Genomic DNA, 23,401 nt, shown 5'->3' with positions numbered 1-23,401 from the left:
AGGAGGTCTCGTGGCGTCAGGCGCCCGCCGTGACCCACCGCCCGGAGCGCACTCGCCACCCGAGGGTGCCGAGTCGTGCGAGCAGGTAGACCCCGAAGAAAGCGACGGAGAGCCAGATGAGACCGGCCGACGCGTCGACGCCCGTCGCGGCGATGATCCAGAGCGACGGCAGGAACGGCACGAGGTTCAGTGCACCCGCGATCGCGAGATAGCGCGCGTCGTTCGCCCCCATCAGCACCCCGTCGAGCACGAAGACGACACCCGCGATCGGCTGCGCGACCGCGAGGATGAGGAGCGCCGGCTGCACGAGTGCGGCGATCGACGGATCGCCCGTGAACACGATGCCGAGCACACCCGAGAGCGCCGCGATGAGAGCGCCGACCAGGACGCCGAACCACACGCCCCAGGCGACCGTGCGTCTGAGCACGCGATGCACCTGCCGTTCGTCGCCCGCGCCGAGCTCCTTGCCGATCAGCGCCTGGGCTGCGATCGCGAGGGCATCGAGAGCGAATGCGGCCGCCGAGAAGATGGTGAAAACGATCTGCCACCCGGCGAGTTCCTCGGTGCCGATGCCCGTGGCGACGGCGACGGTCGCCAGCAGCGCGGCTCGCAGGCTCACGGTGCGCAGGAACAGCCAGCCACTCGAACGGGCAGTGCTGCCCATGCCCGCTCGCTGCACCGTCAGCGACGCGTCGTGCTTCGCCGCGAGGCGCCGGATCACCAGCACGTAGGCGCCGACCATGCCCCACTGGGCGACGACCGTGCCGGCTGCCGATCCGGCGATGCCCCAACCCAGGCCGTAGATGAACACCACATTGAGCAGCGCGTTGGAGGCGAAGCCGATTCCGGCGATCCACAGGGGGGTCATGGTGTCCTGCATCCCGCGCAGCAGTCCGGTCGCGGCGAACACGATGAGCATCGCCGGGAGCCCCCACATCGAGACGACCAGATAGGCGTTGGCGTCGGCGGACACGGCGTCGCTCGCGCCGAACAGTGACACGAGCCACGGAGACGCCACGGCCCCGGCCGCGGCGAGCACGGCCCCGATCGCCAGCGCCAGCCACATGCCGTTGATGCCGACCGAGACGGCCTCTCCGGGCCTGCCGGCGCCGAACAGTCTGGCGACAGCCGGGGTGGTCGAGTAGGCGAGGAAGACCATGAGCCCGACGATCGTCTGCAGCACCGCACCCGCGATGCCGAGGCCTGCGAGCGGCGTCGTGCCGAGGTGCCCGACGAGAGCCGCATCGACGATCAGGAACGCGGGCTCTGCGATCAGTGCGCCGAGGGCGGGAACGGCGAGGCGCAGGATCTCGCGGTTGAGAGTGCGCTCGGTCATCCTCCGAGCCTATGGGCTGGTGCCGACAGGGCCTCCGACGCCCCTCCGGTCGTACCCTGGAAGCATCGGATGCGACGGAGGCGCCCATGACGGATCCACGAGAGGCCGCGGCGAGATACCGCGCGCGGCAGCGTAGCGGTGGCGAGGGTGAGGATGACGCCGAATCCGGCACGGCCCCCGGCATCGCGGCGGCCACGGATCGAGCGGCCTTCATCGAGACGGCGATCCAGGTCGCGATCCGCCGCGGCGACTTCGACGATCTGCCCGGGGCGGGCAAGCCGCTCGAGGGCCTCGGCACGCATCATGATCCCGACTGGTGGATCCGCCGCAAGATCGAGCAGGAGAACCTGACGGGTCTCGGCCCGCCCGCGATCCTGCTGCGGACCGAGGATCGCGAGCTCGACGACCAGCTCGACCTGCTCGGCCGAGAGGCCGACGTGCGTTCGGTGCTCGAGGACTTCAACCGGCGTGTGCTCGAGGCCCGACGTCAGCTGCAGGGCGGCCCGCCCGTCGTGACGAGTCCACGCGACATCGACGCCGAGGTCGCCGCGTGGGCCGAGCGTCGCGCGGCGCGCCTGTCCACCCGGTCGACACAGGAGCCTGTACAGCCGCGCAGGCGACGCTTCGGCATCCGTCGCCGTGGCTGAGGTCGTCGCGGACCGCACGACCGTTCCCGCCCGAATGTCGGAGCGACGCCTAGGCTGGTCGGCATGACCGACGTGCTTTCTTCTGGCCTTGAGACCTCCGAGTTCAGCTCCGACATCCGCCCGCAGGACGACCTGTACCGCCATGTCAACGGTGCGTGGCTCGCCCGCACCGAGATCCCCGGCGACAAGGCGCGCTGGGGCTCGTTCCATCTGCTCGCGGAGCAGGCGGAGAAAGACGTCAGGGCGATCATCGAGGAGTCGCAGGATGCCGAACCGGGCACCCTCGCCCGCAAGATCGGCGACCTGTTCGCGAGCTTCATGGACACCGAGCGCATCGCCGCGGCCGGCGTCGCGCCGCTCGCCGAGACGCTCGCCGAGATCGAGGCGATCGACGACATCCCCGCGTTCCTGCGCACGGTCGGCACCTACGACCGCGACGGTCGGGCGCACCTGATCGGGTTCTACGTCGACGGCGACCCCGGAAACCCCGAGCGATACCTGCCCGTGATCGTGCAGTCCGGTCTGTCGCTGCCCGACGAGAGCTACTTCAGACTCGACACCTTCACCGAGACGCGGGCGGCCTACCGCGCGCACCTCGAGCGGCTGCTGGCGCTCGCCGGAATCGCGGATGGAGCGGGCGCCGCCGACCGCTCCATCGCCCTCGAGACCGAGCTCGCCGGCCACCACTGGGACAACGTGCGCAGTCGTGACGCCGTCGCCACCTACAACCTCAAGTCGTGGGCCGAGATCCAGGAGCTCGCGGGTGTCGACCTCGAGCCGTGGCGCGATTCCGTCGCGCCGGCCCACCCCGAAGCCTTCGCCGAGGTCGTCGTCTCGCAGCCGAGCTTCCTCGAAGGGCTCGGCTCGCTGCTCACCGCCGAGCGCCTCGACGACTGGAAGGCGTGGCTGCGTGCGCAGGTCGTGCACGCGGCGGCTCCGTACCTGACCGACGACTTCGTGCAGGAGAACTTCTCGTTCTACGGCACCGAGCTCACCGGCGTCCCCTCGATCCGCGAGCGCTGGAAACGCGGCGTCTCGGTGACCGAGGGCGCGCTGAGCGAGGCGATCGGCAAGGTGTACGTCGAGCGGCACTACCCGCCGACGGCGAAGGCGGCGATGGACGAACTCGTCGCGAACCTCATCGAGGCGTACCGGCAGAGCATCACCGACCTCGAATGGATGACTGCCGAGACGCGGGAGCGCGCGCTCGCCAAGCTCGACTCGTTCACTCCGAAGATCGGTCACCCCGCCGTCTGGCGCGACTACTCGAGCCTCGAGATCGACCGAGCCGATCTGTTCGGCAACGTGCGTCGTGCGGCGATCTTCGAGCACGACCGCAACGTCGCGAAGGTCGGCAAGCCGATCGACCGAGACGAGTGGCACATGCCGCCGCAGATGGTCAACGCCTACTACAACCCGTCGATGAACGAGATCGTGTTCCCGGCGGCGATCCTGCAGTACCCGTTCTTCGATGCATCGCGTGACGCGGCCGCCAACTACGGCGGGATCGGCGCGGTCATCGGCCATGAGATCGGTCACGGCTTCGACGACCAGGGCAGCCGCTACGACGGCGACGGCAAACTCGAGGACTGGTGGACGGACGCGGATCGCACCGCGTTCGAGCAGCGCACCAAAGCCCTGATCGCGCAGTACGACGAACTCGTGCCGGAGGGCCTCGACGCAGAGCACCACGTCAACGGTGCGCTGACGATCGGCGAGAACATCGGCGACCTGGGCGGCCTCGGCATCGCGCTCAAGGCTTACGAGATCTCGCTCGACGGCGCAGAGGCCCCGGTGATCGACGGCTACACGGGCGTGCAGCGCCTGCTGCTGTCGTGGGCGCAGGTCTGGCAGCAGAAGAGCCGCGACGCCGAGACGCTGCGACTGCTCACGATCGATCCGCACTCGCCGAACGAGTTCCGCTGCAACCAGATCGTCCGCAACATCGACGCCTTCTACGAGGCATTCGACGTCGCCGAATCCGACGCACTGTGGCTGCCGCAGGGCTCGCGCGTGACGATCTGGTGAGTCGTCCCGCCTAGCCGATCAGGCCCCGAGGGTGCCCTGCTGTCTCCTGCATGACGATCTGATGACCGTATACCGGAGTATGTAGGGCATCCTCACCTGACGGGGTTACGATATCCGTGCTGCGGAGGATGGACACCGCAGCATCCCGCCAATCCAACCCCCCTATTAAGGATCACGCGTGGGTGCTTCCGAGCCTGCCGACGGCCCGCCACTGGCCTCGCTGCGCCGCTCTCAGCGGCCCAGCCGACGCTTGCCGCGGCGTGCCGCCACGGGGCGTCGGTCGTTCACCTCGACCCTGCGCGCGCTCGAGCAGCTCGCGGACGCGGGGGCCCAGGTGTCGGTGCATGTCGTCGATCTCGACAACCACACGCACGTCCTCTCGGGTGATGACCATGTGACCATGCCGGTCGCCGGGCTCGGCGTCGTGCCCCTGCTGATCGAGGTGGCGGCCGCATTCGAGGCGGGCACCCTCGACCCGCTCGAGATCGTCGAGCGCTCCGCCGTCGAGGCTGTGTCGACCTCGGGACTCTGGCGACACCTGCATGCGCCCGCGCTGCCGCTCGAAGACCTCGCCGTGCTCGCAGCGACAGCCGGTGACCCGATCGCGGTCAATGCCCTGCTGCAGCGGGTCGGTCACGATCGCGTGCGTGAGCGCATCGAGGCCCTCGGACTCCGCCGCACGGCTCTTCTCGATCGCTTCCGCGACGAGCGGGGTCCTGATGACGCGCCGCAGGTCGCGGTCGGGTCAGCGCGCGAGTTCGCCGGGTTGTTCTCGGCGCTCGTCAATTCGCAGGTGGTGGGTGCATCAGTGAGCGCCCAGGTGTCCGAGTGGCTCAGCCTGAATCAGGACCTGAGCCTGGTGGCCTCCTCGACGGGCCTCGACCCCTTCGCTCACGACCATGACGCGCACGGTCTGCTGTTCATCAACAAGACCGGCCGCGATCGCGGTGTGCGTGCAGAGGCTGGCGTGCTCGCCGGGCCCCGCGCGGGTGTCGCCTACTCGCTGATCGTCTGCTTCGACGACCTGTCGATCACGCACAGGCTGCGCGCACACGATGCCTTCCGCGTGCTCGGGGTCGAGCTCATGGAGTACACGCACTGAGCTCGGGCCGGGGTCATCCCGGCAGAGAGGGATGCGCCTCTGTCGAACGCTGCCGAGGGATGAACAGCGACAGGACCAGGGCGACGATGCCGGCTGCGATCGCCAACCAGAAGCACAGATCGAACGCCGCCCGTGTGGGCACCGAGACCCCGCCGACGTCGATGCTCATGGCGGCGAGCACCCCGCCCATCACGGCGGAGGCACTCGACGTGCCGATCGAGCGGAAGAGCGCATTCAGTCCGTTCGATGCGCCCGTCTCGTTAGCCGGCACCGATCGCATGATGATCATCGGCATGGCGGCGAAGGTGAATCCGATGCCGACGCCGATCAGCAGGTTGCCGATGAGAATGTGCCAGACCTCGCTCGACCACAGCAGCACGAACACGTAGGCGAGCACGATCGCGCCGGCGCCGACGGTGAACAGCGGGCGAGGGCCGACGGTGCGCTCGAGCCAGCCCGACAGTGGCGAGATCACCATCATCACGAGCCCTGCCGGCATGATGATGAGTGCGGCCGAGACCATGTCGAGTCCGAAGCCCGCACCAGAGGCGGCCGGGCCCTCGAGAAGCTGCGGGAACGTCACGTTCGACGCGAACAGCGCGAAGCCCATGCCGATCGCGGCGATGTTGGTGAACAGCACGGCGGGGCGCGCCGCGACGCGCAGATCGAGCAGCGGATCCGTGGTGCGCAGCTGATACCAGCCCCACACCAGCAGCACGCCGACTCCGCCGATGATGCACGCGAGCGTCAGCGGGGCCGTCCAGCCCCACTCGGCGCCTCGGGACACGAACAGCAGGATGCCGGTGAGGCCGATCGCGAGTCCGATCGCGCCGATCACGTCGAGGCGTCCGGGGAATCGCAGCACGTCCTCGGGGATCACGAGCAGCACGAGGGCGAGGCCGATGACCCCGAGAGCGGCCGCGAGCCAGAACAGCCAGTGCCAGTCGGCATTCACTGCGAGCAGGGCGGCCACCGGCATCCCGATCGCGCCGCCCACGCCCATCGTGGCGCTCATCAGGGCGACGGCGGTGCCCAGACGTTCGGGCGGCAGCACGTCGCGCATGATGGCGATGCCCAGCGGGACCACGCCGGTCACCGCACCCTGCAGCGCCCGGCCGATGATCACGCCGACGATCGAGCCCGACAGTGCGGCGATCAGCGACCCGAGGATCAGCAGCCCGAGCAGCACGATCACGACGCGGCGCTTGCCGTACATGTCGCCCAGTCGGCCCGAGATCGGGGTGGCGACCGCCGCGACGAGCAGCGTGATCGTGACGACCCACGTGGTGTCCTCGCGGGATGCGTTCAGCAGTCGAGGAAGCTCGGCCTGCAGCGGCACGACCAGCGTGAACATGAACGACGAGCAGAGACCGGCGAACGCCAGGACCGCGACGATCGCCCACTTCGGTGATGTTCGGGAGAGTCTTCTGCGCGCGCGATCATCGTTCTCTCCCATCGCTTCAGGCTATCGGCGTCTGAGACACCCGAGGCGCGAGCGCCCGTGCCGCGATCGTCAGCTCACGCCCTTCATCAGCCGCAGCACCGGCTTGACGGCGAAGAGCAGTCCGAGGCCGACCACGATCGCGATGACGCCGAGGATCGAGAAGTAGGGAACCTCGTTCGTCGGGTCGTAGAACTGCACGAGCCAGCCCGAGATCGCCGTGCCCAGGGCGATCGACAGGAAGAACAGGGCGACCATCTGGGTGTGGAACACCTTGGGGGCGAGCTTCGTGGTCACCGACAGGCCGACCGGTGAGATCAGCAGCTCGGCGATCGTGAACACGAACAGGATGCCGACGATCGCGATCAACGGGGTGGAGTTGGCGCCACCGCCCGCGAACGGCAGGAACAGCAGGAAGGCGGCTCCCATGATCATCGCCCCCAGTGCGAACTTGACGGGAGTCGAGGGCTGACGGCGGCCGAGGCGGGTCCAGATCGCCGCGAAGACGCCGGACAGGATGATGATGAACACGGGATTGATCGACTGCACCCACGAGACGGGCATCTCGAATCCGAAGATGTTGCGGTCGAGGCGCTCGTCGGAGTAGACCGTGAGCACGGTGAACTGCTGCTGGTACAGCGACCAGAAGGCGACGCTCGTGACGAAGAGGGGCAGGAACCCCCAGACGCGCGAGCGCTCGGTGCCGTCGATCCGGCGGCTGCTGAGGATGACCGCGAAGTAGGCCACCGTCGCGACGATCGTTCCGATGATCACGATGGACGCCAGGTTGTCGGCACGGATCACTCCGATGAGCACCAGCACCGCGATGAGAGCGACGGCTGCGATCGCGATGATCGCGACGAGCGGGTAGCGCGAGGAGGGCAGCGGGTTGGGCACGCGTCGTGCCTCGTCCGGCAGCGCCTTGCGGCCGAAGGAGTACTGCACGAGTCCGAGCGTCATGCCGATCGCGGCGAGACCGAACCCGTAGTGGAATCCGAGGGACGACTGCAGGATGCCGGTGAGGATCGGACCCATGAAGGCGCCGAGGTTGATGCCGAGGTAGAACAGCGAGAATCCGGCATCCCGACGTGTGTCGTCTGCGCTGTAAAGGGTGCCGACGACCGAGGTCGCGTTCGCTTTCAGGCCGCCCGAGCCGAGCGCGACGAGCACGAGGCCGACGCCCACGCCGATGAACCCGGGGAGAAGGGCGAGGGCGACGTGTCCTGCGACGATCACGATCGCACTGAGGAACAGCACCCGCTCCGAACCCAGCATCCGGTCGGCGATCCACGCGCCGAGGATCGTCGAGAGGTACACCGACCCGCCGTAGGCACCGACGATCCCGCCCGCGACGGCCTGGGATAGTCCGAGGCCTCCCTCGGTGACAGAGAAGTACAGGTAGATGAGCAGGATGCCCTGCATGCCGTAGAAGCTGAACCGTTCCCACATCTCGACACCGAAGATGTGGACGAGTGCCCAGGGCTGCCCGAAGAACCGGGTGTCGGACTTCTCGGCCGTCGTATCGCTGGTTGCCATTACTCCACGGTACGCCCGGTCGCGACGTGATTCGATATCGGCATGAGCATCGACTTCGAGCAGCATCCGGCAGACACCCCCTTCCACAGCAGGCTCGTCTACGGCGCGCGGCCCGACGGCTCGTGGATGACGCACGGGCCGGCCAACGCGTACGAATCGGTCGTCATGCGTCCGCTCGAGCCGATGCTGGTGCCAGAGAAGCCGCGCAACGGAGAGCTCGACCCCGAGAACTGCGGCTCGTGCAAGCCCGATGAGCATACGATCTGGCACGACGACCTCTGGCAGGTGAGGGCCGGATGGGAGCCGGGCGGGCTCCCGTTCATCGGGGCGATCGCCCCGCGCGAGCACTGGCTGCTCGAAGATGCTCCCGTCGAGGTCCTCGCCGCGCTCGGGCCCCTGATGCAGCGGATCTCGGAGGCGGTGAAGAGCATCCCCGGTGTCGCGCGGTGTCACTTCAGCAGGTTCAACGACGGTTCGGCGCACCTTCACCTCTGGGCGTTCGCGCGGCCGGCAGGGATGATGCAGGGCCGAGGAGCCGTGCTCTCGTACTGGGACGGGATGCTCCCCGAGATGACCGTCGAGATGATGAACGAGTTCCTCGAGATCGTCGCCACGTCGCTCGCCGCTGGGGGAGGCACGGCCTTCCCGGAGCGCGAGCGGGTCTGAGCAGCCGTGTTCGATTCCGATATCTGCGACCGGAGGGGCAGACTGGGGGCGTGCGAACCATTCGTGATCTGGACACCGTTGAACTCATCATCGCCGCGCAGGGCCTGCTCGACTCCATCCGCGGCCCCGAGCGCGTGATCGACGCCGGCACTCTGCGAGCGCTGCAGCAATCGGGCAACTATGTCGTCGGGCTCTTCGACGCCGAGAGCGGCGAAGAGCGGATGGTGGGTGCCTCGATCGCCTTCTTCGGCGCCCCCGGACGCCGGGCGATGCACTCGCACATCACGGCATTGCTGCCCGAGTACCGCGGACGCGGCTGGGGGCGGGAGCTCAAGGAGCACCAGCGCCAGTGGGCGTTCTCTCGCGACGTCGGTCGCATCACCTGGACCTTCGACCCGCTCGTCGCCCGCAACGCGCACTTCTTCCTCACGGTTCTCGGGGCCCGCGTGACCGGGTACTCGGTGAACCGCTACGGCATCTTCGGCGGAGGGGATGCCGGAGACGAGAGCGATCGGCTCGACGTCGAGTGGGCGCTCGCCGACATCGCCAAGTCGCCGACATCCGATGCGGTCGCGGAGACGCTGGAGATCCCCTCGGACATCGAGACCATGCGTGTCGAGGATCCGGACGCCGCGCACGAGTGGCGCATGCGTCTGCGAGCGCAGATGGAGGGTCTGCTGAGCAGCGGCCTGACGCTCTCGGGGTTCGATGTCGAGAAGGGCTACCTCTTCACCGCCTGAGGGGTCAGCCCCGACCCGGCCAGGGTCCTGACGTGAACCGGTCGCGGATAAGATTGACGTGCCCGTGATCACGGGCTTTCCCACAGCCGACCATTGGAGCCACCGTGGCCGAACAGTCCCGTCTCGACAAGGTCATCGCCCTTGCCCGCCACCGCGGGTTCGTCTTCCAGGCGGGTGAGATCTACGGCGGTTCGCGGTCCGCGTGGGACTACGGGCCCCTCGGCACCGAGCTCAAGGAGAACATCCGCCGCCAGTGGTGGCAGACGTTCGTGCGCGGCCGTGGCGACATGGTGGGCCTCGACTCGAGCATCATCCTGCCCAAGCGTGTGTGGGAGGCTTCCGGTCACGTCGCCACCTTCACCGACCCGCTGGTCGAGTGTCTGAGTTGCCACAAGCGCTTCCGTGCCGACAACCTCATCGAGGATTTCGAGGCGCGCAAGGGCCGCAAGGCCGAGAACGGCCTCGCCGACGTGCCGTGCCCCAACTGCGGAACCAAGGGCCAGTACACCGAGCCCAAGTCGTTCTCCGGTCTCGTCAAGACGTACCTGGGTGTCGTCGACGACGAGTCGGGCCTGCACTTCCTGCGCCCCGAGACGGCGCAGGGCATCTTCGTGAACTTCTCGAACGTGCTCACGGCCAGCCGCAAGAAGCCGCCGTTCGGCATCGGCCAGGTCGGCAAGGCGTTCCGCAACGAGATCACCCCCGGAAACTTCATCTTCCGCACGCGCGAGTTCGAGCAGATGGAGATCGAGTTCTTCACGCCCCCCGCAGACGCGCAGCAGTGGTTCGAGCACTGGGTCGAGGCGTGCTGGAACTGGTTCATCGACCTCGGCATCGACCCCGAGAACATGCGCCAGTTCGATGTGCCCGAAGACGACCGCGCGCACTACTCCGCAGGCACCATCGACGTCGAGTACCGCTTCGGCTTCACGGGCAAGGAGTGGGGCGAGCTCATGGGCGTCGCGAACCGCACCGACTACGACCTGTCGAGCCACAGCGAGGCCTCGGGTCAGAGCCTCACTTACTTCGACCAGGCCACGGGTGACCGTTACACGCCGTACGTGATCGAGCCGTCGTTCGGTCTCACGCGCGCCATGATGGCGTTCCTCGTCGACGCGTACCGCGAGGAAGAGGTGCCGAACGCCAAGGGCGGCACCGACGTGCGCACCGTGCTCAAGCTCGACCCTCGTCTCGCGCCGGTCAAGGCCGCCGTGCTGCCGCTGAGTCGCAACGAGCGCCTGTCGCCCCTGGCGCGCGAGGTCGCCGACACGCTGCGCAGCTCGTGGGCCGTCGACTTCGACGACGCGGGTGCGATCGGTCGCCGGTATCGCCGACAGGACGAGATCGGCACGCCGTTCTGCGTCACGATCGACTTCGACTCGCTCGACGACCGCGCCGTCACCGTGCGCGACCGCGACACGATGGCGCAGGAACGCGTCTCGATCGACGAGCTGCACGAGTACCTGGCTGAGCGTCTCAAGGGCGCCTGACGCGCGGACGATCCGAACGAGAGGCCCGCTGTCCGAGAGGATGGCGGGCCTCTCTCGTCAGCCGGTGACGGTCAGCTGCACCTGTTCGGTGCCGCCCGCCTCGACCCAGGCGAGAGAGCGTTCGAGGATGCCGCGGAGCACATCGAGGTCGATCTTCTCGAGATCCTTGATGTAGAGGCATCCGACGCCCGTGCTGTGCGGGCCGAGCTTCTCGAGCGCTTCGGTGTGGGCGTCGACCCCGTCGAAGAGGTAGATCGTCGTCGCCGCTTTGCGCGGGGCGAAGCCGAGCAGACCGCTGTCGCCCTCGGTGCCGGTCGGATACCGGTAGTGGCAACTTCCGAATCCGATGATCGTGCCCCAGGTCTGAGGGTCGCGGCCCGTGATCTCCTGCATGAGGGCGGTCAGCGTCTCGGCATCCCGACGGCGGACCGCCGGAGTGGATCGGGCGATGAGTCCGGCGACGTCGTCGCCGGTCGGCTTCATGCGTTCGCCTTCGCCGCGGCCTTCATGGCCTTCTTGTGTTCGCGCACCTTGGTGAGCGATTCGGGCGAGACGATGTCGGCGACGCTGCGGTAGGAACCCTCGGTGCCGTAGTCGCCCGCGGCCTCGCGCCATCCTGCGCCGGTGAACCCGTACTGCTTGCCGAGCAGAGCCAGGAAGATCTTCGCCTTCTGCTCGCCGAAGCCGGGCAGCGCCTTGAGCCGCTTGAGCACCTCGGCGCCTGACGGGTCTCCTTCGGTCCAGAGCGCCGAGGCATCTCCGCCCCACTGATCGACGATCTCCCGGCATAGCGTCTGCACGCGAGTCGCCATCGAGCCCGGGAATCGATGCACGGCCGGGGTCGTCTTGAACGCCTCGAGGAACTCGTCGGGGTCCATCGCCGCGATCGTGCTGGCGTCGGTCGCGCCGGTGCGCTGCTCGATCTTGAGCGGTCCGGCGAACGCCGTCTCCATCGGAACCTGCTGATCGAGCAGCATCCCGACCAGAAGCGCGAGCGGGTTGTCGGTGAGCAGAGCGTCAGCGGCGGTGTCTCCGGTGATGTGAAGGGCCATGCCTCCAGTCTGGCACCCCCCGATGATGGCGGCGGAGTCAGATGCGCTGAAGCTTCGGGAGCGGGCCCTCGAGTCGTGCGATCGACACTCTCACATCGGCGATGTCGGCCTTGAGCTCGGTCTTGACGTCAGCGATCTCCGTCTTCAGTTCGACCCGGAGTTCGGAGATGTCGGTCTTGAGTTCTGTGCGGAGTTCGGAGATGTCGGTCTTGAGTTCTGTGCGGAGTTCGGAGATGTCGGTCTTGAGTTCGGTGCGGAGTTCGGCGATGTCGGTCTTGAGTTCGGTGCGAAGGTCGGCGATCTCGACTCTCACGTCAGCGATGTCGGTCTTGACGTTGGTCAGCTCGGTCTCGACTTTCGTGAATCTCTCATCGATGCTGTCGAAGCGGGTGTCCAGTGCCTTCGACTGCTTCGCGAGCATCCTGGAGACCCCGCCGAGCACGGTCGCGCTGAAGGCGAAGAGGGCGATGATGATGCTGATCACATCGGGATCCACGAGCATCCTCCCAGTCTGCGCGCGGGGATGGGCTTTGTCATGGTTCGACGATATGAAGCATGGGCGATGCGTGTAGGCGTCCGAGGCGAGATACCCGGAGTCGGGGGACAGATCTCCGCGGAGACGGATCGTGCAGTGAGGGTGAGTCCCTCAGGCAGTCGCGGCGTCGTCGGCGTCAGACGCCTGCGCGGGCTCGATCGGCTCGATGCCGTACATCGTCGAGAGCGCGGCGGCGAAGTCGTCTGCGCGTCCGGTGGCGGCGAGCTCGTGCGCGCGCGTGGTCGGCACGTGCAGCAGCACACCGGTCAGGTGGCGCAGGGCCTGCTCGACCTTGCCGTCATCGTCGCCCCGTGCCCGCGCTCGGGCGATCTCGGACTCGAGCAGCGCGAACATGTGCGACCGCAGCGCGACGACCGATGGGGTGACGCTCTGCCGGCTGCCGACGACGTGGAAGGTGTCGGCTGCTTCGCGCACGACGGTGCGCGCGGCATCCGTCGCCTGCAGCTCCTCGAGCGGTGCGTGCAGGCTGATGGTCTCGAGATCGAGCAGGGCGACGCCCTCGAGGGCGGCGACGGCGGGGTCGACGTTGCGCGGCATGCCGAGGTCGACGACCATCTGGTTGTGGGATGCGACGGGGCAGCCCTCAGGAGCGATGCCGGTCGGCGCCTGCAGGTGCTCGGGAGTGAGCACGGGAGCGGCCGCGGTCGTGCAGGTGATCAGCAGGCTCGATCGCGAGGCGACGCGCGCGTAGTCCTCTGCGGAGACCGCACGGATGCCGTGCTTCGCGGCGAACTTCTCTGCGCGACCCGAGGGCGAGTACACCGAGATGTTGACGGCTCCGCGTTCGCGGAGCGTCGCGAGGGTGACGGCCGCATAGGCACCGGTGCCGACGAGCAGCACGCGCTCAGTCGACCAGTCGACGATGCGGCTGTCGGCGAGCTCGAGAGCGAGGCGCACGAGTGAGCGGCCGGCGCGGCCGAGCGCCGTGACGTTCTTGACCTTGCGCTGCGCTTGGCTGGCCCGCTGGAAGAGGCGTTCGAGTTCGGGGGAGGTGGTGCCCTCCTTGCGTGCGGCCTTCAGCGCTCGGCGCACCTGCCCGGCGATCTCGCCTTCGCCGGAGACGACGGACTCGAGACCGGATGCGACGGAGAAGAGGTGCTCTGCCACGCGGCGGCCGGAGTGCACCTCGTAGGCGCCGTCGAGTTCGGTGGCGCGGATGCCCGTGGACGCCTCGACGGCCTCGAGCACTGCCTCGACGCCGATCGCACCTGCTGCGGTGACGGGCTCGTCCATCTCGACGTAGGCCTCGAAGCGGTTGCAGGTAGCAAGAACGACCGCACCCTGCACGCAGGACGCCATGTCCACGACTGTGGAGGCGACGTCATCGGGGGTGCGGCTCAGGCGTTCGAGCAATTCGAAGGGGGCGGTCTTGTGACTCGCCGTGACAACCAGCAGCACCGTTCGATTCTACCTGAGGCTTCATGCAGGTCGGCCCAGGGGCGGATGGGAGGATGGAGGCATGGCCCTCTCCGACGCTCCGCTGCTGCGCGCCCTCACCGGCCCCCGACCCGAGCATGCCCCCGTGTGGTTCATGCGACAGGCCGGCCGATCGCTGCCCGAGTACCGCGAGCTGCGGGTCGGAACACGCATGCTCGACGCCTGCCTCACGCCTGACCTCGCCGCCGAGATCACTCTGCAGCCGGTGCGACGCCACGGCGTCGACGCCGCGGTGTTCTTCAGCGACATCGTGATCCCGCTGCGCCTGGCCGGCGTGGAGGTCGAGATCGAAGCCGGCCGTGGCCCCGTGTTCGCGAACCCCGTGCGCACCGCGGCCGATGTCGATCGCATCACGGCGATCGATCCCCTCTCGCTCGACGGCACCGCGATCGCCGAGGCCGTGGGCATCGTCACCGCAGAGCTGGGGGACACCCCGCTGATCGGCTTCGCCGGCGCTCCGTTCACACTGGCCGCGTACCTCGTCGAGGGCGGCCCGTCGAAGGAGCACCTGCGCGCCCGCGCCATGATGCACGCCGACCCCGACTCGTGGAATCGTCTGGCGGGGTGGCTCGCGCAGGTCTCGCGCCGGTTCCTCGAGATCCAGCGCGACGCCGGAGCATCCGTGGTGCAGCTGTTCGACTCGTGGGCCGGATCCCTGAGCACCGCCGACTACCGCGCCTTCGTCGCCCCGCACTCTCGTGTCGCACTCGACGGCATCGGCGTGCCCAGCATCCACTTCGGCGTGGGCACCGGCCCCTTCCTCGATGACATGCGCCTGGGCGGAATCGCCGACGGCGTCGGCGTCGACTGGCGCCTGCCGCTCGACGAGGCTGCGGCGATCCTCGGGCCCGACGTCTCCGTGCAGGGCAACATCGACCCCGCGCTGCTCTTCGCGCCGTGGCCGGTGCTCGAGGCGCACGTGCGCGACGTGGTCGAGCGCGGGCGCGCGGCCCGAGGCCACATCGTCAACCTCGGACACGGTGTTCCGCCCGAGACCGACCCCGATCAGCTCACCCGCATCGTCGAGCTGGTGCACTCGATCTGAGGGCTCACGCCCGATCGTGCTTCTACCGATCGGTATCTAGCACGAGTGCTATATTGCAAACATGACAGACAATGCGTCAGACATCTTCGCGGCATTGGCCCATCCGACGCGTCGTCAGATCCTGCAGGACCTCAAGGACGGCGAGCTCGCGGCGGGCGAGATCGCTTCGCGGTTCTCGGCGAGCGGCCCCACGATCTCGCGTCACCTGAGCGTGCTGCGTCAGGCGGGCCTCATCAGCGAGCGTCGCGATGCCAACCGCATCCTGTACTCACTCGTCGGCGAGCGTCTCGCGCTCTCTGTCGGCGACTTCCTCTCGACGGTGTGCCCCGAGCAGATGGTGCTCCGCGAGGTGCGCAAGCGCGGCTCCGGACGCGCCCCCACCGCGGCCGTCGAGGCCTGAGCCGCGCATCCGCGCCAGAGCACCCCGATCGTTCTCCGCACTGTGTCCGTTTCTCCGGCCGCGATCGGTGAGGCGTCCGGGTCGCGAGTGAAAGGATTGACGCATGCCGTCGAACCCCGCGAACCGTGAGTCGTCCCCAGCCGAGTCCGCGACTCTGGCAGCCCGCGCGGCCACGCGCCACATCATCGTCATCGGCGGAGGCGTCGGGGGACTGATCGCGGCGCGCGAGTGCGTCAAGGTCGGCATGCACGTCACGGTGCTCGAGGCGTCGGATGCCGTCGGCGGCGCGATCCGTCAGGCCGAGATCGACGGTGTCGTCGTGGATGCCGGGGCGGAGAGCTATGCGACCAGGGGCGGCCGAGTGCGCGCTCTCCTGACCGAACTCGGCCTCACCGATCACATCGTCGCCCCCGCGGCCGGCAGCGCATGGCTGGCGGGCATCCCCGGCATCGGGGCCGCACCGCTGCCGGTCGGCGGAATCCTCGGCATCCCGAGCAATCCGTTCCAGGAGGACGTGCGGCGCATCATCGGCTGGTCCGGTGTGTGGCGTGCGTACCTCGACCGCGTGCGTCCGCCTCTCACGATCGGCCACAATCAGAGTCTCGGCAAGCTGGTGTCCTCGCGCATGGGTGTCAAGGTGCGAGACCGGTTGGTGGCTCCGGTGACGACAGGCGTGTACTCGGCGTCGCCCGAAGACGTCGACGTCGACATCGCTGCGCCCGGGCTCAACGCCGCCCTCACGCGCGTCGGTTCGCTGTCGGGCGCTGTGCAGGCTCTGCGTGACGAGAGCGCGGCGCGTGCGGCACAGGCCGCTGCGGCGCAGGCGCCCGGTGCTGCCGTCGAGGGCCTCGCCGGCGGCATGATGGTCCTGATCGACGCACTGGTCGCCGACATCGAGAAGCTCGGCGGCGTCGTCCGCACGGGCGGCCGGGTGACCGAGATCACGCAGTCCGCCGCGAGCTGGACCGTGCGTGCCGAGGGGCAACCGCTCGCCGATGCGGATGCGGATGCTGTTGCTAGTGCGGAGCCGGCCCCGGAGGAGCTCGAGTTCACCGCCGACGGCGTCGTGCTGGCGACCTCGGAGGCGGTGGCGCGGAGTCTGCTCGAGATCATCGCACCTGCTCTCGCCGAGACCGCGGTGGCGGATGCGCCGGAGATCGAGATCGTGACGCTGCTGCTGCAGGCCTCTGCGCTGCAGGGCGCACCTCGGGGCACAGGCGTGCTGACCGTCCCCGGCAGCCACACCGCGAAGGCGCTCACGCACTCGACGGCGAAGTGGGAGTGGCTCCGGGCGGCCGCCGGCGATCGGCACCTGGTGCGCGTCTCGTTCGGCGCCCAGGGAGAACCGGCAGCGACCGCAGGCCTCGACGATGACGAGGCCGCGCGTCTCGCGCTCCGCGAAGCATCCGCTCTCCTCGGCGTCCCGCTCGCGGCCGGCGATCTCATCGGTTCCCACCGCTCGCGGTTCGTGCAATCGCAGCCCGCGTCGATCATCGGCTCCGGTGAGCGACGAGAGGCGGCACGATCGGCGATCCAGGGCGTTCCCGGCCTTGCAGCGGTGGGTGCGTGGCTCGCCGGCACCGGACTCGCGCAGGTGATCCCCGATGCGCGAGAAGAAGCCGATCGGCTGCGGCGGTCACTGCTCTGGGACTGACCCGAGCGTGTCGGGGTCGTCGGCCGCGCTCCCGCGCGCGACGCGCCCGCTGAGGCCACCCCGAAAGTCGCTCTGCTGTCAACCCTCTGCCTGACAGATGCCGAAATCGGCATACGGGGCTACGCTGGACACCTGGCAGGCGGCTCCGCGCCGTCGGTTCGCCCCAGGCGTTCACACCGGAACAACGTGAGGAGACCCCATGAAGGGGAAGATCGGACTCGTCGTAGGAATCGGCGTGGGATACGTGCTCGGAACCCGTGCGGGCCGCGAGCGTTACGAGCAGATCAAGACGCAGTGGCTGAAGGTCTGGAACCTCGACCAGGTGCAGGATCAGGTCGACAAGGTCAAGGGCTACGTCGGCGACAAGGCTGCGGCAGTGCCCGGCGCGATCTGGACCGGCGTGCAGAAGGTCGTCAAGTCGGCGAGCGGCGGAGACAAGACCGCCGGACAGCGACTCGACTCCGCTGTCGCTGCGGGACGCAAGGCCGCTGACGACATCGTCGACGCCACCGAAGACGCCGTCGAAGAGGTCAAGGACGCCGCGAAGAAGGACGACGCGAAGAAGCCTGCGGCCAAGAAGCCGGCATCCCCGCGCTCCACCGCCGCGAAGTCTGGCAGCTGACATGCCCCGCGGATACCGCGATCGTGCCGAGGACAGCCTGCTGTCCCTGATCGGCGATCTTCCCGAACTCATCAGCAGCCTCGTCAAGGCCGAGATCGATGCGGCCAAGACATGGATCTCGAAGACCGCGAAGGACGCGGGGATCGGCTCGGTCTGGTTCCTCGTCGCTCTCTTCTTCCTGTTCTGGGCCGTTCCGGTGATCCTGGTCTTCGCGATCGCCGGGCTGTCGTCGTGGTGGCCCGTCTGGCTCTCCGCGCTGGCCGTGTTCGGAATCCTGATCCTCGCCGTGCTGCTGTTCGCGCTGCTCGGCATCCTGAAGTTCCGCAAGGTGCTCGCTCGCAAGAACCCCGCCCAGGCGGTGGGCGAGGACATCAGACTCGTGAAGGAAGCCGGCTATGACGAACTCTGAGATCACGAGGCCGCTGCCCAAGACGGCCGTTCCTGCAGGGATCGTCGATCCGGTGCAGTCCGCCCGCGCCGAGCTCAAGGCCGCGCTCGCAGCGATCGAGGTCAAGGGCAATTTCCCTCGGCGGATCGACAAGGCATCGAAGCGTGCCGCTGCGAAGGCACGGGTCTTCGCCGACCGCAACCCTGCTGCGGCGATCGCCGGAGCAGTGGGGGGCGCCGTGATCGTGGGAGGCGCCGTCTGGGCGATCGCCCGCGCGCTCGCTCGCTGACCGGAGGCGAATCCTCGCATCCTGACTCGCGTTCGCGAGTGATTCACAAAGGGGGCAGACTGGATCCATGTCCGATGCACGCGAAGAGAACCCGTCCGGTTTCACCCTTTGGGCCGTCTGGCGACGAAACCCCGATATCGCGGTCACCGAGTCCGATTCCACGGAGCTCGAGACGATCGTGTCCTACATCGAGGACTCCGGCGTCACGGTCCGCGGCTTCTACGACGTCTCAGGCCTGAAGGCCGACGCCGACCTGCTGGTGTGGCTGCACGGCGACACGGCGGAAGACCTGCAGAAGGCTCTGCGGCGCCTGAGGCGCACCGAGCTGCTGCGCACCCTGCTGCCCGTCTGGAACGTCATGGGTGTGCACCGCGATGCTGAGTTCAATCGTGCGCACGTGCCGGGGTTCCTCCGCGGAGTCGAGCCCAAGGACTGGCTGTGCCTGTACCCGTTCGTGCGCACGCCCGAGTGGTATCTCGCACCGGAGGAGGAGCGTCGCAAGATGCTCGCCGATCACGGTCGCAAGGGGGCCGCGTTCACGGGCGTCATCGCCAACACGGTCGCCGCGTTCGCCCTGGGCGACTACGAGTGGATCCTGCCGCTCGAAGCCGATGAGGTCACCGAGCTGGTCGACCTCATGCGTGACCTGCGCTACACCGACGCGCGTCTCTACGTGAAGGAGGAGATCCCGTTCTACACGGGCCGTCGCCTCCGGTTCGACGAGATCGCGGACGTGCTGCAGTAGGTCGACGATGAGCACTCAGAGTCACACAGCCGTCCCGATCCGACTGGGCACCCGCCGCAGCGCGCTGGCGCAGGCGCAGTCGGGTCATGTCGCCGCCGCCCTCGAGAAGATCTCGGGTCGGCCCGTCGAGCTCGTGCCGATCACCAGCGAAGGCGACACGAATCGTGCGTCACTGTCGGAGATCGGCGGCCAGGGCATCTTCGCCACACGTCTGCGTGAGGCGCTGCTCGCCGGGGAGTGCGACTTCCTGGTGCACTCGCTCAAGGACCTGCCCACGGCGATCCCCGAGGGGCTGGTCATCGCGGCCACTCCGGTGCGTGAGGACGCCCGTGATGTCGCGATCACGCGCGGAGGCACCCCGCTGCACCAGCTGCGCTCCGGCAGCAAGGTGGGCACCGGATCTCCCCGTCGCATCGCTCAGGTGCACCGCAGGGCGCCGCGCGCGGAGGTCGTCGACATCCGCGGCAACGTCGATTCGCGTCTGCAGCGGGTCGCATCCGGCGAGCTGGATGCTGTCATCCTCGCTGCCGCCGGTCTGTCGCGCCTCGGGACCGACTCGCCGCTTCACCGTGAGGAGCTGGGTCTCTCCGAGTGGCCGACCGCTCCCGGACAGGGTTCGCTCGCGGTCGAGACGCGCTCCGACGCTCCGGTTGAGCTGCTCGCCGCACTCGCTGAACTCGACGACCACGACACCCGACTGGCCATCACGGTAGAACGAGGAATCCTCGAAGGACTCGACTCCGGATGCCAGGCTCCGATGGCCGCTCATGCTGTCGTCAACGGCGATGAGATCCGTGTCAGAACGGTCGTCTACTCGACCGACGGCGGACGCCGGATCGGCCTCGACGTCACGGAGACTCTGAACGGGGAGTATATTCGTCGGAACGGCAGCGGCAATGGAGCGGATGCTGCCGGTGGTGCAGACCCGATGCGCACAGCACGCGAGTTCGGGTTGTCTGTCGCCCATCGGCTGCTCGAGCAAGGGGCGGCCGACCTCGTCTCCCGAGAGCATTCCTCATCATGACCAATTCGAAGCAGGACCGGCCGCTCGACGGCTGGCGCATCCTCGTACCCCGCGGAGGCCCGTGGGGCGACGGCGTCGCCGCCAGTCTGCGTTCGCGGGGAGCGGTGCCCGTCGTCGCGCCGCTGATCAACTTCGCGGCCACCACCGATCAGGCCGCGCTCGACGTGGCACTGACCCGGCTGGCCGCCGGAGAGTACGACTGGCTGACGGTGACGAGCGCGACGACCGTCGACGTGATGTTCGCGCACCGCGCGGTGGTGCCGCGTCGTACGAAGATCGCGGCGGTCGGCGAGACCACCGCGGCCGCTCTGCAGGCGGTCGGGTACGAAGTGGCGATGGTGCCCGACGAAGACAACTCGGCGGCGGGCATGGCTGAGCAGCTCATCGCCCTCGAGGCCGAACCGCGTCGCATCCTGGCGCTGCGCAGCGAGATCGCGAAGCCCGTGCTCAGCGTCCTGCTGCAGGAGGCCGGTCACGACGTCGACAGCGTCGTCGCCTACCGAACCGTCGGCGTGCCGGTCACCGACCGCATCAAGCGCGACGTCGAGAACGGACGCATCAACGCGATCCTGATCACGAGCGGTTCGGTCGCCGAGCAGGTGCGCGAGCAGTTCCCCCTGATCCCGGATGAGACCCTGCTCGCGGCGATCGGTCCGCGGACCGCGAAGGATGCCGACAAGGCGGGTCTGCCGATCACGGTCGTCGCCGATCGTCAGACGGTCGACGCGCTCATCGATGCCGTATCGAGCTACACCCTTCCGCACGCGGCGGACGAGCTGGCGCCGTGAGCTTCCCCGATATCCGACTGCGTCGCCTGAGGCAGTCTCCTGCCGTCCGTGGCCTGGTGCGGGAGACCTCTCTCGAGCCGCGGCAGCTGGTGCTGCCGCTGTTCGTCCGCGAGGGGATCACCGAGGCTGCGCCGATCGGGTCGATGCCCGGCGTCGCGCAGCATTCGCTCGACTCTCTGCGGGCCGCCGCAGTCGAGGCCGCCGAGGCGGGTGTCGGCGGTGTGATGCTGTTCGGAGTTCCGGCCGTCAGAGATGCTCAGGGCTCGGGCGCCGACGACCCGAAGGGCATTCTGAACGTGGCCACCGAGGCGCTCGCGGCCGAGGTCGGCGATGCCCTCGTCGTGCAGACCGACCTGTGCCTCGACGAGTTCACCGACCACGGTCACTGCGGCGTGCTCGCGGCAGACGGCTCGGTCGACAACGATGCAACTCTCGAGCGCTACGCGTCGATGGCGCTCGCTCAGGCTCGAGCCGGTTCTCAGCTGCTCGGCCTGTCGGGAATGATGGACGGCCAGGTCGCCGTCATCCGCGAGGCGCTCGATTCCAAGGGCTTCACCGACACGCTCCTTCTCGCCTACGCCGCGAAGTACGCGAGTGCGTTCTACGGCCCGTTCCGTGAGGCCGTGGATTCGCAGCTGAAAGGCGACCGCCGCACGTACCAGCTCGACCCGGGCAACCGCCGCGAGGGTGTGCGGGAGGCTGTCGTCGACGAGCAGGAGGGCGCCGACATCGTCATGGTGAAGCCGGCCATGGCCTTCCTCGACGTGCTGCGCGAGGTGCGCGACACTGTGCATATTCCGGTGTGGGCATACCAGGTCTCCGGCGAGTACGCGATGATCGAGGCCGCCGCGGCGAACGGATGGATCGACCGCCGCGCGTCGATCCTCGAGTCGCTGCTCTCGATCCGCCGAGCCGGTGCCGATGTCGTCCTGACCTACTGGGCGACCGAGGCCGCGCGTTGGCTGCGCCACTGACAGCGCTTCCTCGCCTCGCTCGTGGCGGGGTCGGCTGAGTCCCTTCCTCAGGTCTGCGGACTAGCCTGGAGGCGATGCCGGGAGAGTTCCGCGCATCGCTGAGGAGTGTGCTGTGACCGACCGCAATGACGACCTGTTCTCCGCTGCCCGCACGGTGATCCCCGGTGGCGTGAACTCGCCGGTGCGTGCGTACGGCTCTGTCGGCGGCACGCCGCGCTTCCTCGCCTCGGCGAAGGGCGCGACGGTCACGGATGCCGCGGGCAACGAGTACGTCGACCTCGTCGCGTCGTGGGGACCGGCGCTGCTCGGCCACGCGCACCCTGAGGTCGTCGCCGCCGTGCAGGAGGCAGCCACACGAGGACTCTCGTTCGGCGCCCCGACCGAGGGCGAGGTGGAACTCGCTCAGCTGATCGCCGACCGTGTGCGGTTCGGAGAGATCCGGCCCGTCGAACGAGTGCGGCTCGTATCGACCGGCACCGAAGCCACCATGACGGCCATCCGCCTCGCGCGCGGTGCCACCGGACGCGACCTGCTGGTCAAGTTCGCCGGCCACTACCACGGGCATTCCGACGGTCTCCTCGCCGCGGCCGGCTCGGGCGTCGCGACTCTCGCTCTGCCCGGCTCTGCGGGGGTGCCCGCGCCGATCGCCGCGCAGACCCTCGTGATCGACTACAACGACCCCGACGCGCTGGCCGCGGTGTTCGCCGAGCACGGTGACCGCATCGCGGCGGTGATCGTCGAGGCCGCAGCCGCGAACATGGGCGTGGTTCCGCCGCTGCCGGGGTTCAACCGGCTGCTGGCCGAGACCGCCCATGCGCATGGTGCTCTGCTGATCCTTGACGAGGTGCTGACGGGCTTCCGCGTGCACTCCGCAGGCTTCTGGGGACTCCAGGCTGCGGCCGGCGAGGAATACCTGCCCGACATCATCACGTTCGGCAAGGTCGTCGGCGGCGGCATGCCCCTGGCCGCGCTCGGTGGACGTGCTGAGGTCATGGATCTGCTCGCTCCTCTGGGGCCGGTGTACCAGGCCGGCACACTGTCGGGCAATCCGCTCTCGGTCGCCGCTGGCCTCGCGACCTTGCGCCTGGCGACCCCCGAGGTCTACACGGCCGTCGACGCCGCCGCAGCCAGGGTCTCCAGCGCTCTGGAGGCCGCTCTCGCGGACGCCGGCGTCGCCCACGCCGTCGCACACGCGGGGAACCTCTTCAGCGCCTCCTTCCGGGCTTCGGCGCCCCGCACGTATGCCGAGGCGCAGGCTCAGGAGTCGTTCCGGTACGCGCCGTTCTTCCACGCGATGCGCGAGCAGGGAGTCGCGCTGCCGCCGAGCGTGTTCGAGGCCTGGTTCCTCACAGCCGCGCACGGCAAGGAAGAGCTTCAGCGCATCGAAGCGGCGCTGCCGATCGCTGCACGCGCCGCCGCTGCGGCGGCTCGCGGCGTCTGA

Annotated in this window: 24 protein-coding genes; 17 read left to right on the top strand and 7 right to left on the bottom strand. The window is 68.6% G+C overall.

The features are described from left to right. Positions 1-16 precede the first annotated feature (16 nt). A complete protein-coding gene (locus FIV50_RS16095; protein ID WP_140038302.1) occupies positions 17-1,336 on the bottom strand; it encodes an MATE family efflux transporter in 1,320 nt (439 codons plus the stop codon). 86 nt (positions 1,337-1,422) lie between these two features. Here FIV50_RS16095 and FIV50_RS16090 point away from each other — a divergent pair, with 86 nt between their 5' ends. The 3 genes from FIV50_RS16090 to FIV50_RS16080 all read left to right on the top strand — a co-directional run bounded on the left by FIV50_RS16090 (position 1,423) and on the right by FIV50_RS16080 (position 5,113). Beyond that, positions 1,423-1,983, top strand: coding sequence for a J-domain-containing protein (locus FIV50_RS16090; RefSeq protein ID WP_140038301.1), 561 nt, complete (start codon positions 1,423-1,425; stop codon positions 1,981-1,983). A gap of 63 nt (positions 1,984-2,046) precedes the next feature. After that, a complete protein-coding gene (locus FIV50_RS16085) occupies positions 2,047-4,011 on the top strand; it encodes a M13 family metallopeptidase (protein ID WP_140038300.1) in 1,965 nt (654 codons plus the stop codon). Between the two features lie 178 nt (positions 4,012-4,189). Beyond that, positions 4,190-5,113, top strand: a complete 924-nt coding sequence (locus FIV50_RS16080) for a serine hydrolase (RefSeq protein ID WP_140038299.1) — start codon at positions 4,190-4,192, stop codon at positions 5,111-5,113. Between the two features lie 13 nt (positions 5,114-5,126). Here the strand turns inward: FIV50_RS16080 and FIV50_RS16075 are convergent, their stop codons facing one another. Then, the gene (locus tag FIV50_RS16075) at positions 5,127-6,569 is read right to left on the bottom strand and encodes an MFS transporter (protein WP_140038298.1); all 1,443 of its coding nucleotides are present in this window, start codon (positions 6,567-6,569) and stop codon (positions 5,127-5,129) included. Positions 6,570-6,626: 57 nt separating this feature from the next. Continuing rightward, positions 6,627-8,090 (bottom strand): peptide MFS transporter, encoded by a 1,464-nt coding sequence (locus FIV50_RS16070; RefSeq protein WP_140038297.1) that lies wholly within the window; start codon positions 8,088-8,090, stop codon positions 6,627-6,629. Between the two features lie 42 nt (positions 8,091-8,132). Here FIV50_RS16070 and FIV50_RS16065 point away from each other — a divergent pair, with 42 nt between their 5' ends. The 3 genes from FIV50_RS16065 to FIV50_RS16055 all read left to right on the top strand — a co-directional run bounded on the left by FIV50_RS16065 (position 8,133) and on the right by FIV50_RS16055 (position 10,986). Then, complete coding sequence (locus FIV50_RS16065; protein ID WP_140038296.1) at positions 8,133-8,756, top strand: hypothetical protein; 624 nt, start codon at positions 8,133-8,135, stop codon at positions 8,754-8,756. Between the two features lie 50 nt (positions 8,757-8,806). Continuing rightward, complete coding sequence (locus tag FIV50_RS16060) at positions 8,807-9,496, top strand: GNAT family N-acetyltransferase (protein ID WP_140038295.1); 690 nt, start codon at positions 8,807-8,809, stop codon at positions 9,494-9,496. A 104-nt stretch (positions 9,497-9,600) separates the two neighbouring features. After that, positions 9,601-10,986, top strand: a complete 1,386-nt coding sequence (locus tag FIV50_RS16055) for a glycine--tRNA ligase (protein ID WP_140038294.1) — start codon at positions 9,601-9,603, stop codon at positions 10,984-10,986. A gap of 57 nt (positions 10,987-11,043) precedes the next feature. Here FIV50_RS16055 and FIV50_RS16050 read toward each other — a convergent pair whose 3' ends face one another. The 4 genes from FIV50_RS16050 to FIV50_RS16035 form a co-directional block, all read right to left on the bottom strand. Further along, on the bottom strand, positions 11,044-11,469 hold the full coding sequence (locus tag FIV50_RS16050; RefSeq protein ID WP_140038293.1) for a DUF1801 domain-containing protein: 426 nt from the start codon (positions 11,467-11,469) through the stop codon (positions 11,044-11,046). Beyond that, positions 11,466-12,038 (bottom strand): HhH-GPD-type base excision DNA repair protein, encoded by a 573-nt coding sequence (locus FIV50_RS16045; RefSeq protein WP_140038292.1) that lies wholly within the window; start codon positions 12,036-12,038, stop codon positions 11,466-11,468. The genes FIV50_RS16050 and FIV50_RS16045 overlap by 4 nt, the downstream gene beginning before the upstream one ends. Before the next feature lie 37 nt (positions 12,039-12,075). After that, positions 12,076-12,540, bottom strand: coding sequence for an apolipoprotein A1/A4/E family protein (locus tag FIV50_RS17715; protein WP_181164250.1), 465 nt, complete (start codon positions 12,538-12,540; stop codon positions 12,076-12,078). Between the two features lie 144 nt (positions 12,541-12,684). Continuing rightward, positions 12,685-13,992 carry a glutamyl-tRNA reductase gene (locus tag FIV50_RS16035; RefSeq protein ID WP_140038291.1) on the bottom strand — a complete coding sequence of 436 codons (1,308 nt, stop codon included), beginning with the start codon at positions 13,990-13,992 and terminating at the stop codon, positions 12,685-12,687. A gap of 61 nt (positions 13,993-14,053) precedes the next feature. Here FIV50_RS16035 and hemE point away from each other — a divergent pair, with 61 nt between their 5' ends. The 11 genes from hemE (at position 14,054) to FIV50_RS15980 (ending at position 23,401) form a co-directional block, all read left to right on the top strand. Further along, positions 14,054-15,076, top strand: coding sequence for a uroporphyrinogen decarboxylase (hemE, locus tag FIV50_RS16030; RefSeq protein ID WP_140038290.1), 1,023 nt, complete (start codon positions 14,054-14,056; stop codon positions 15,074-15,076). 61 nt (positions 15,077-15,137) lie between these two features. Further along, positions 15,138-15,476 carry a metalloregulator ArsR/SmtB family transcription factor gene (locus tag FIV50_RS16025; RefSeq protein WP_140038289.1) on the top strand — a complete coding sequence of 113 codons (339 nt, stop codon included), beginning with the start codon at positions 15,138-15,140 and terminating at the stop codon, positions 15,474-15,476. A gap of 103 nt (positions 15,477-15,579) precedes the next feature. Beyond that, positions 15,580-17,130, top strand: coding sequence for a protoporphyrinogen oxidase (hemG, locus tag FIV50_RS16020; RefSeq protein ID WP_140038288.1), 1,551 nt, complete (start codon positions 15,580-15,582; stop codon positions 17,128-17,130). Positions 17,131-17,329: 199 nt separating this feature from the next. Continuing rightward, on the top strand, positions 17,330-17,752 hold the full coding sequence (locus FIV50_RS16015) for a hypothetical protein (protein ID WP_140038287.1): 423 nt from the start codon (positions 17,330-17,332) through the stop codon (positions 17,750-17,752). 1 nt (position 17,753) lies between these two features. Further along, a complete protein-coding gene (locus FIV50_RS16010) occupies positions 17,754-18,161 on the top strand; it encodes a phage holin family protein (protein ID WP_140038286.1) in 408 nt (135 codons plus the stop codon). Beyond that, positions 18,148-18,429, top strand: coding sequence for a hypothetical protein (locus FIV50_RS16005; protein WP_140038285.1), 282 nt, complete (start codon positions 18,148-18,150; stop codon positions 18,427-18,429). The genes FIV50_RS16010 and FIV50_RS16005 overlap by 14 nt, the downstream gene beginning before the upstream one ends. Before the next feature lie 67 nt (positions 18,430-18,496). After that, positions 18,497-19,174 (top strand): hydrogen peroxide-dependent heme synthase, encoded by a 678-nt coding sequence (gene hemQ / locus FIV50_RS16000; protein ID WP_140038284.1) that lies wholly within the window; start codon positions 18,497-18,499, stop codon positions 19,172-19,174. A gap of 7 nt (positions 19,175-19,181) precedes the next feature. Beyond that, a complete protein-coding gene (gene hemC, locus FIV50_RS15995) occupies positions 19,182-20,198 on the top strand; it encodes a hydroxymethylbilane synthase (RefSeq protein ID WP_140038283.1) in 1,017 nt (338 codons plus the stop codon). Continuing rightward, positions 20,195-20,986 (top strand): uroporphyrinogen-III synthase, encoded by a 792-nt coding sequence (locus FIV50_RS15990; protein ID WP_056374518.1) that lies wholly within the window; start codon positions 20,195-20,197, stop codon positions 20,984-20,986. The genes hemC and FIV50_RS15990 overlap by 4 nt, the downstream gene beginning before the upstream one ends. Then, positions 20,983-21,960 (top strand): porphobilinogen synthase, encoded by a 978-nt coding sequence (gene hemB / locus FIV50_RS15985; RefSeq protein ID WP_140038282.1) that lies wholly within the window; start codon positions 20,983-20,985, stop codon positions 21,958-21,960. Before FIV50_RS15990 ends, hemB begins: the two co-directional genes overlap by 4 nt. Before the next feature lie 112 nt (positions 21,961-22,072). Then, positions 22,073-23,401 (top strand): glutamate-1-semialdehyde 2,1-aminomutase, encoded by a 1,329-nt coding sequence (locus FIV50_RS15980; RefSeq protein ID WP_140038281.1) that lies wholly within the window; start codon positions 22,073-22,075, stop codon positions 23,399-23,401.

Source organism: Microbacterium foliorum (genome assembly GCF_006385575.1).
GTDB classification, from domain to species: domain Bacteria; phylum Actinomycetota; class Actinomycetes; order Actinomycetales; family Microbacteriaceae; genus Microbacterium; species Microbacterium foliorum_B.
This window is presented reverse-complemented; position numbering and strand designations above follow the sequence as displayed.

What these genes read in the sequence shown, in the direction of transcription:
- hemG (WP_140038288.1), top strand. Translation starts at nt 15,580, where the DNA reads ATGCCGTCGAACCCCGCGAACCGTGAGTCGTCCCCAGCCGAGTCCGCG.
- FIV50_RS16090 (WP_140038301.1), top strand. Translation starts at nt 1,423, where the DNA reads ATGACGGATCCACGAGAGGCCGCGGCGAGATACCGCGCGCGGCAGCGT.
- FIV50_RS16075 (WP_140038298.1), bottom strand. Translation starts at nt 6,569, where the DNA reads ATGGGAGAGAACGATGATCGCGCGCGCAGAAGACTCTCCCGAACATCA.
- FIV50_RS16065 (WP_140038296.1), top strand. Translation starts at nt 8,133, where the DNA reads ATGAGCATCGACTTCGAGCAGCATCCGGCAGACACCCCCTTCCACAGC.
- FIV50_RS17715 (WP_181164250.1), bottom strand. Translation starts at nt 12,540, where the DNA reads ATGCTCGTGGATCCCGATGTGATCAGCATCATCATCGCCCTCTTCGCC.
- FIV50_RS16085 (WP_140038300.1), top strand. Translation starts at nt 2,047, where the DNA reads ATGACCGACGTGCTTTCTTCTGGCCTTGAGACCTCCGAGTTCAGCTCC.
- FIV50_RS16045 (WP_140038292.1), bottom strand. Translation starts at nt 12,038, where the DNA reads ATGGCCCTTCACATCACCGGAGACACCGCCGCTGACGCTCTGCTCACC.
- FIV50_RS16025 (WP_140038289.1), top strand. Translation starts at nt 15,138, where the DNA reads ATGACAGACAATGCGTCAGACATCTTCGCGGCATTGGCCCATCCGACG.
- FIV50_RS16070 (WP_140038297.1), bottom strand. Translation starts at nt 8,090, where the DNA reads ATGGCAACCAGCGATACGACGGCCGAGAAGTCCGACACCCGGTTCTTC.
- FIV50_RS16005 (WP_140038285.1), top strand. Translation starts at nt 18,148, where the DNA reads ATGACGAACTCTGAGATCACGAGGCCGCTGCCCAAGACGGCCGTTCCT.
- hemQ (WP_140038284.1), top strand. Translation starts at nt 18,497, where the DNA reads ATGTCCGATGCACGCGAAGAGAACCCGTCCGGTTTCACCCTTTGGGCC.
- FIV50_RS15990 (WP_056374518.1), top strand. Translation starts at nt 20,195, where the DNA reads ATGACCAATTCGAAGCAGGACCGGCCGCTCGACGGCTGGCGCATCCTC.
- FIV50_RS16050 (WP_140038293.1), bottom strand. Translation starts at nt 11,469, where the DNA reads ATGAAGCCGACCGGCGACGACGTCGCCGGACTCATCGCCCGATCCACT.
- hemE (WP_140038290.1), top strand. Translation starts at nt 14,054, where the DNA reads ATGGCCCTCTCCGACGCTCCGCTGCTGCGCGCCCTCACCGGCCCCCGA.
- FIV50_RS16095 (WP_140038302.1), bottom strand. Translation starts at nt 1,336, where the DNA reads ATGACCGAGCGCACTCTCAACCGCGAGATCCTGCGCCTCGCCGTTCCC.
- FIV50_RS16015 (WP_140038287.1), top strand. Translation starts at nt 17,330, where the DNA reads ATGAAGGGGAAGATCGGACTCGTCGTAGGAATCGGCGTGGGATACGTG.
- hemC (WP_140038283.1), top strand. Translation starts at nt 19,182, where the DNA reads ATGAGCACTCAGAGTCACACAGCCGTCCCGATCCGACTGGGCACCCGC.
- FIV50_RS16010 (WP_140038286.1), top strand. Translation starts at nt 17,754, where the DNA reads ATGCCCCGCGGATACCGCGATCGTGCCGAGGACAGCCTGCTGTCCCTG.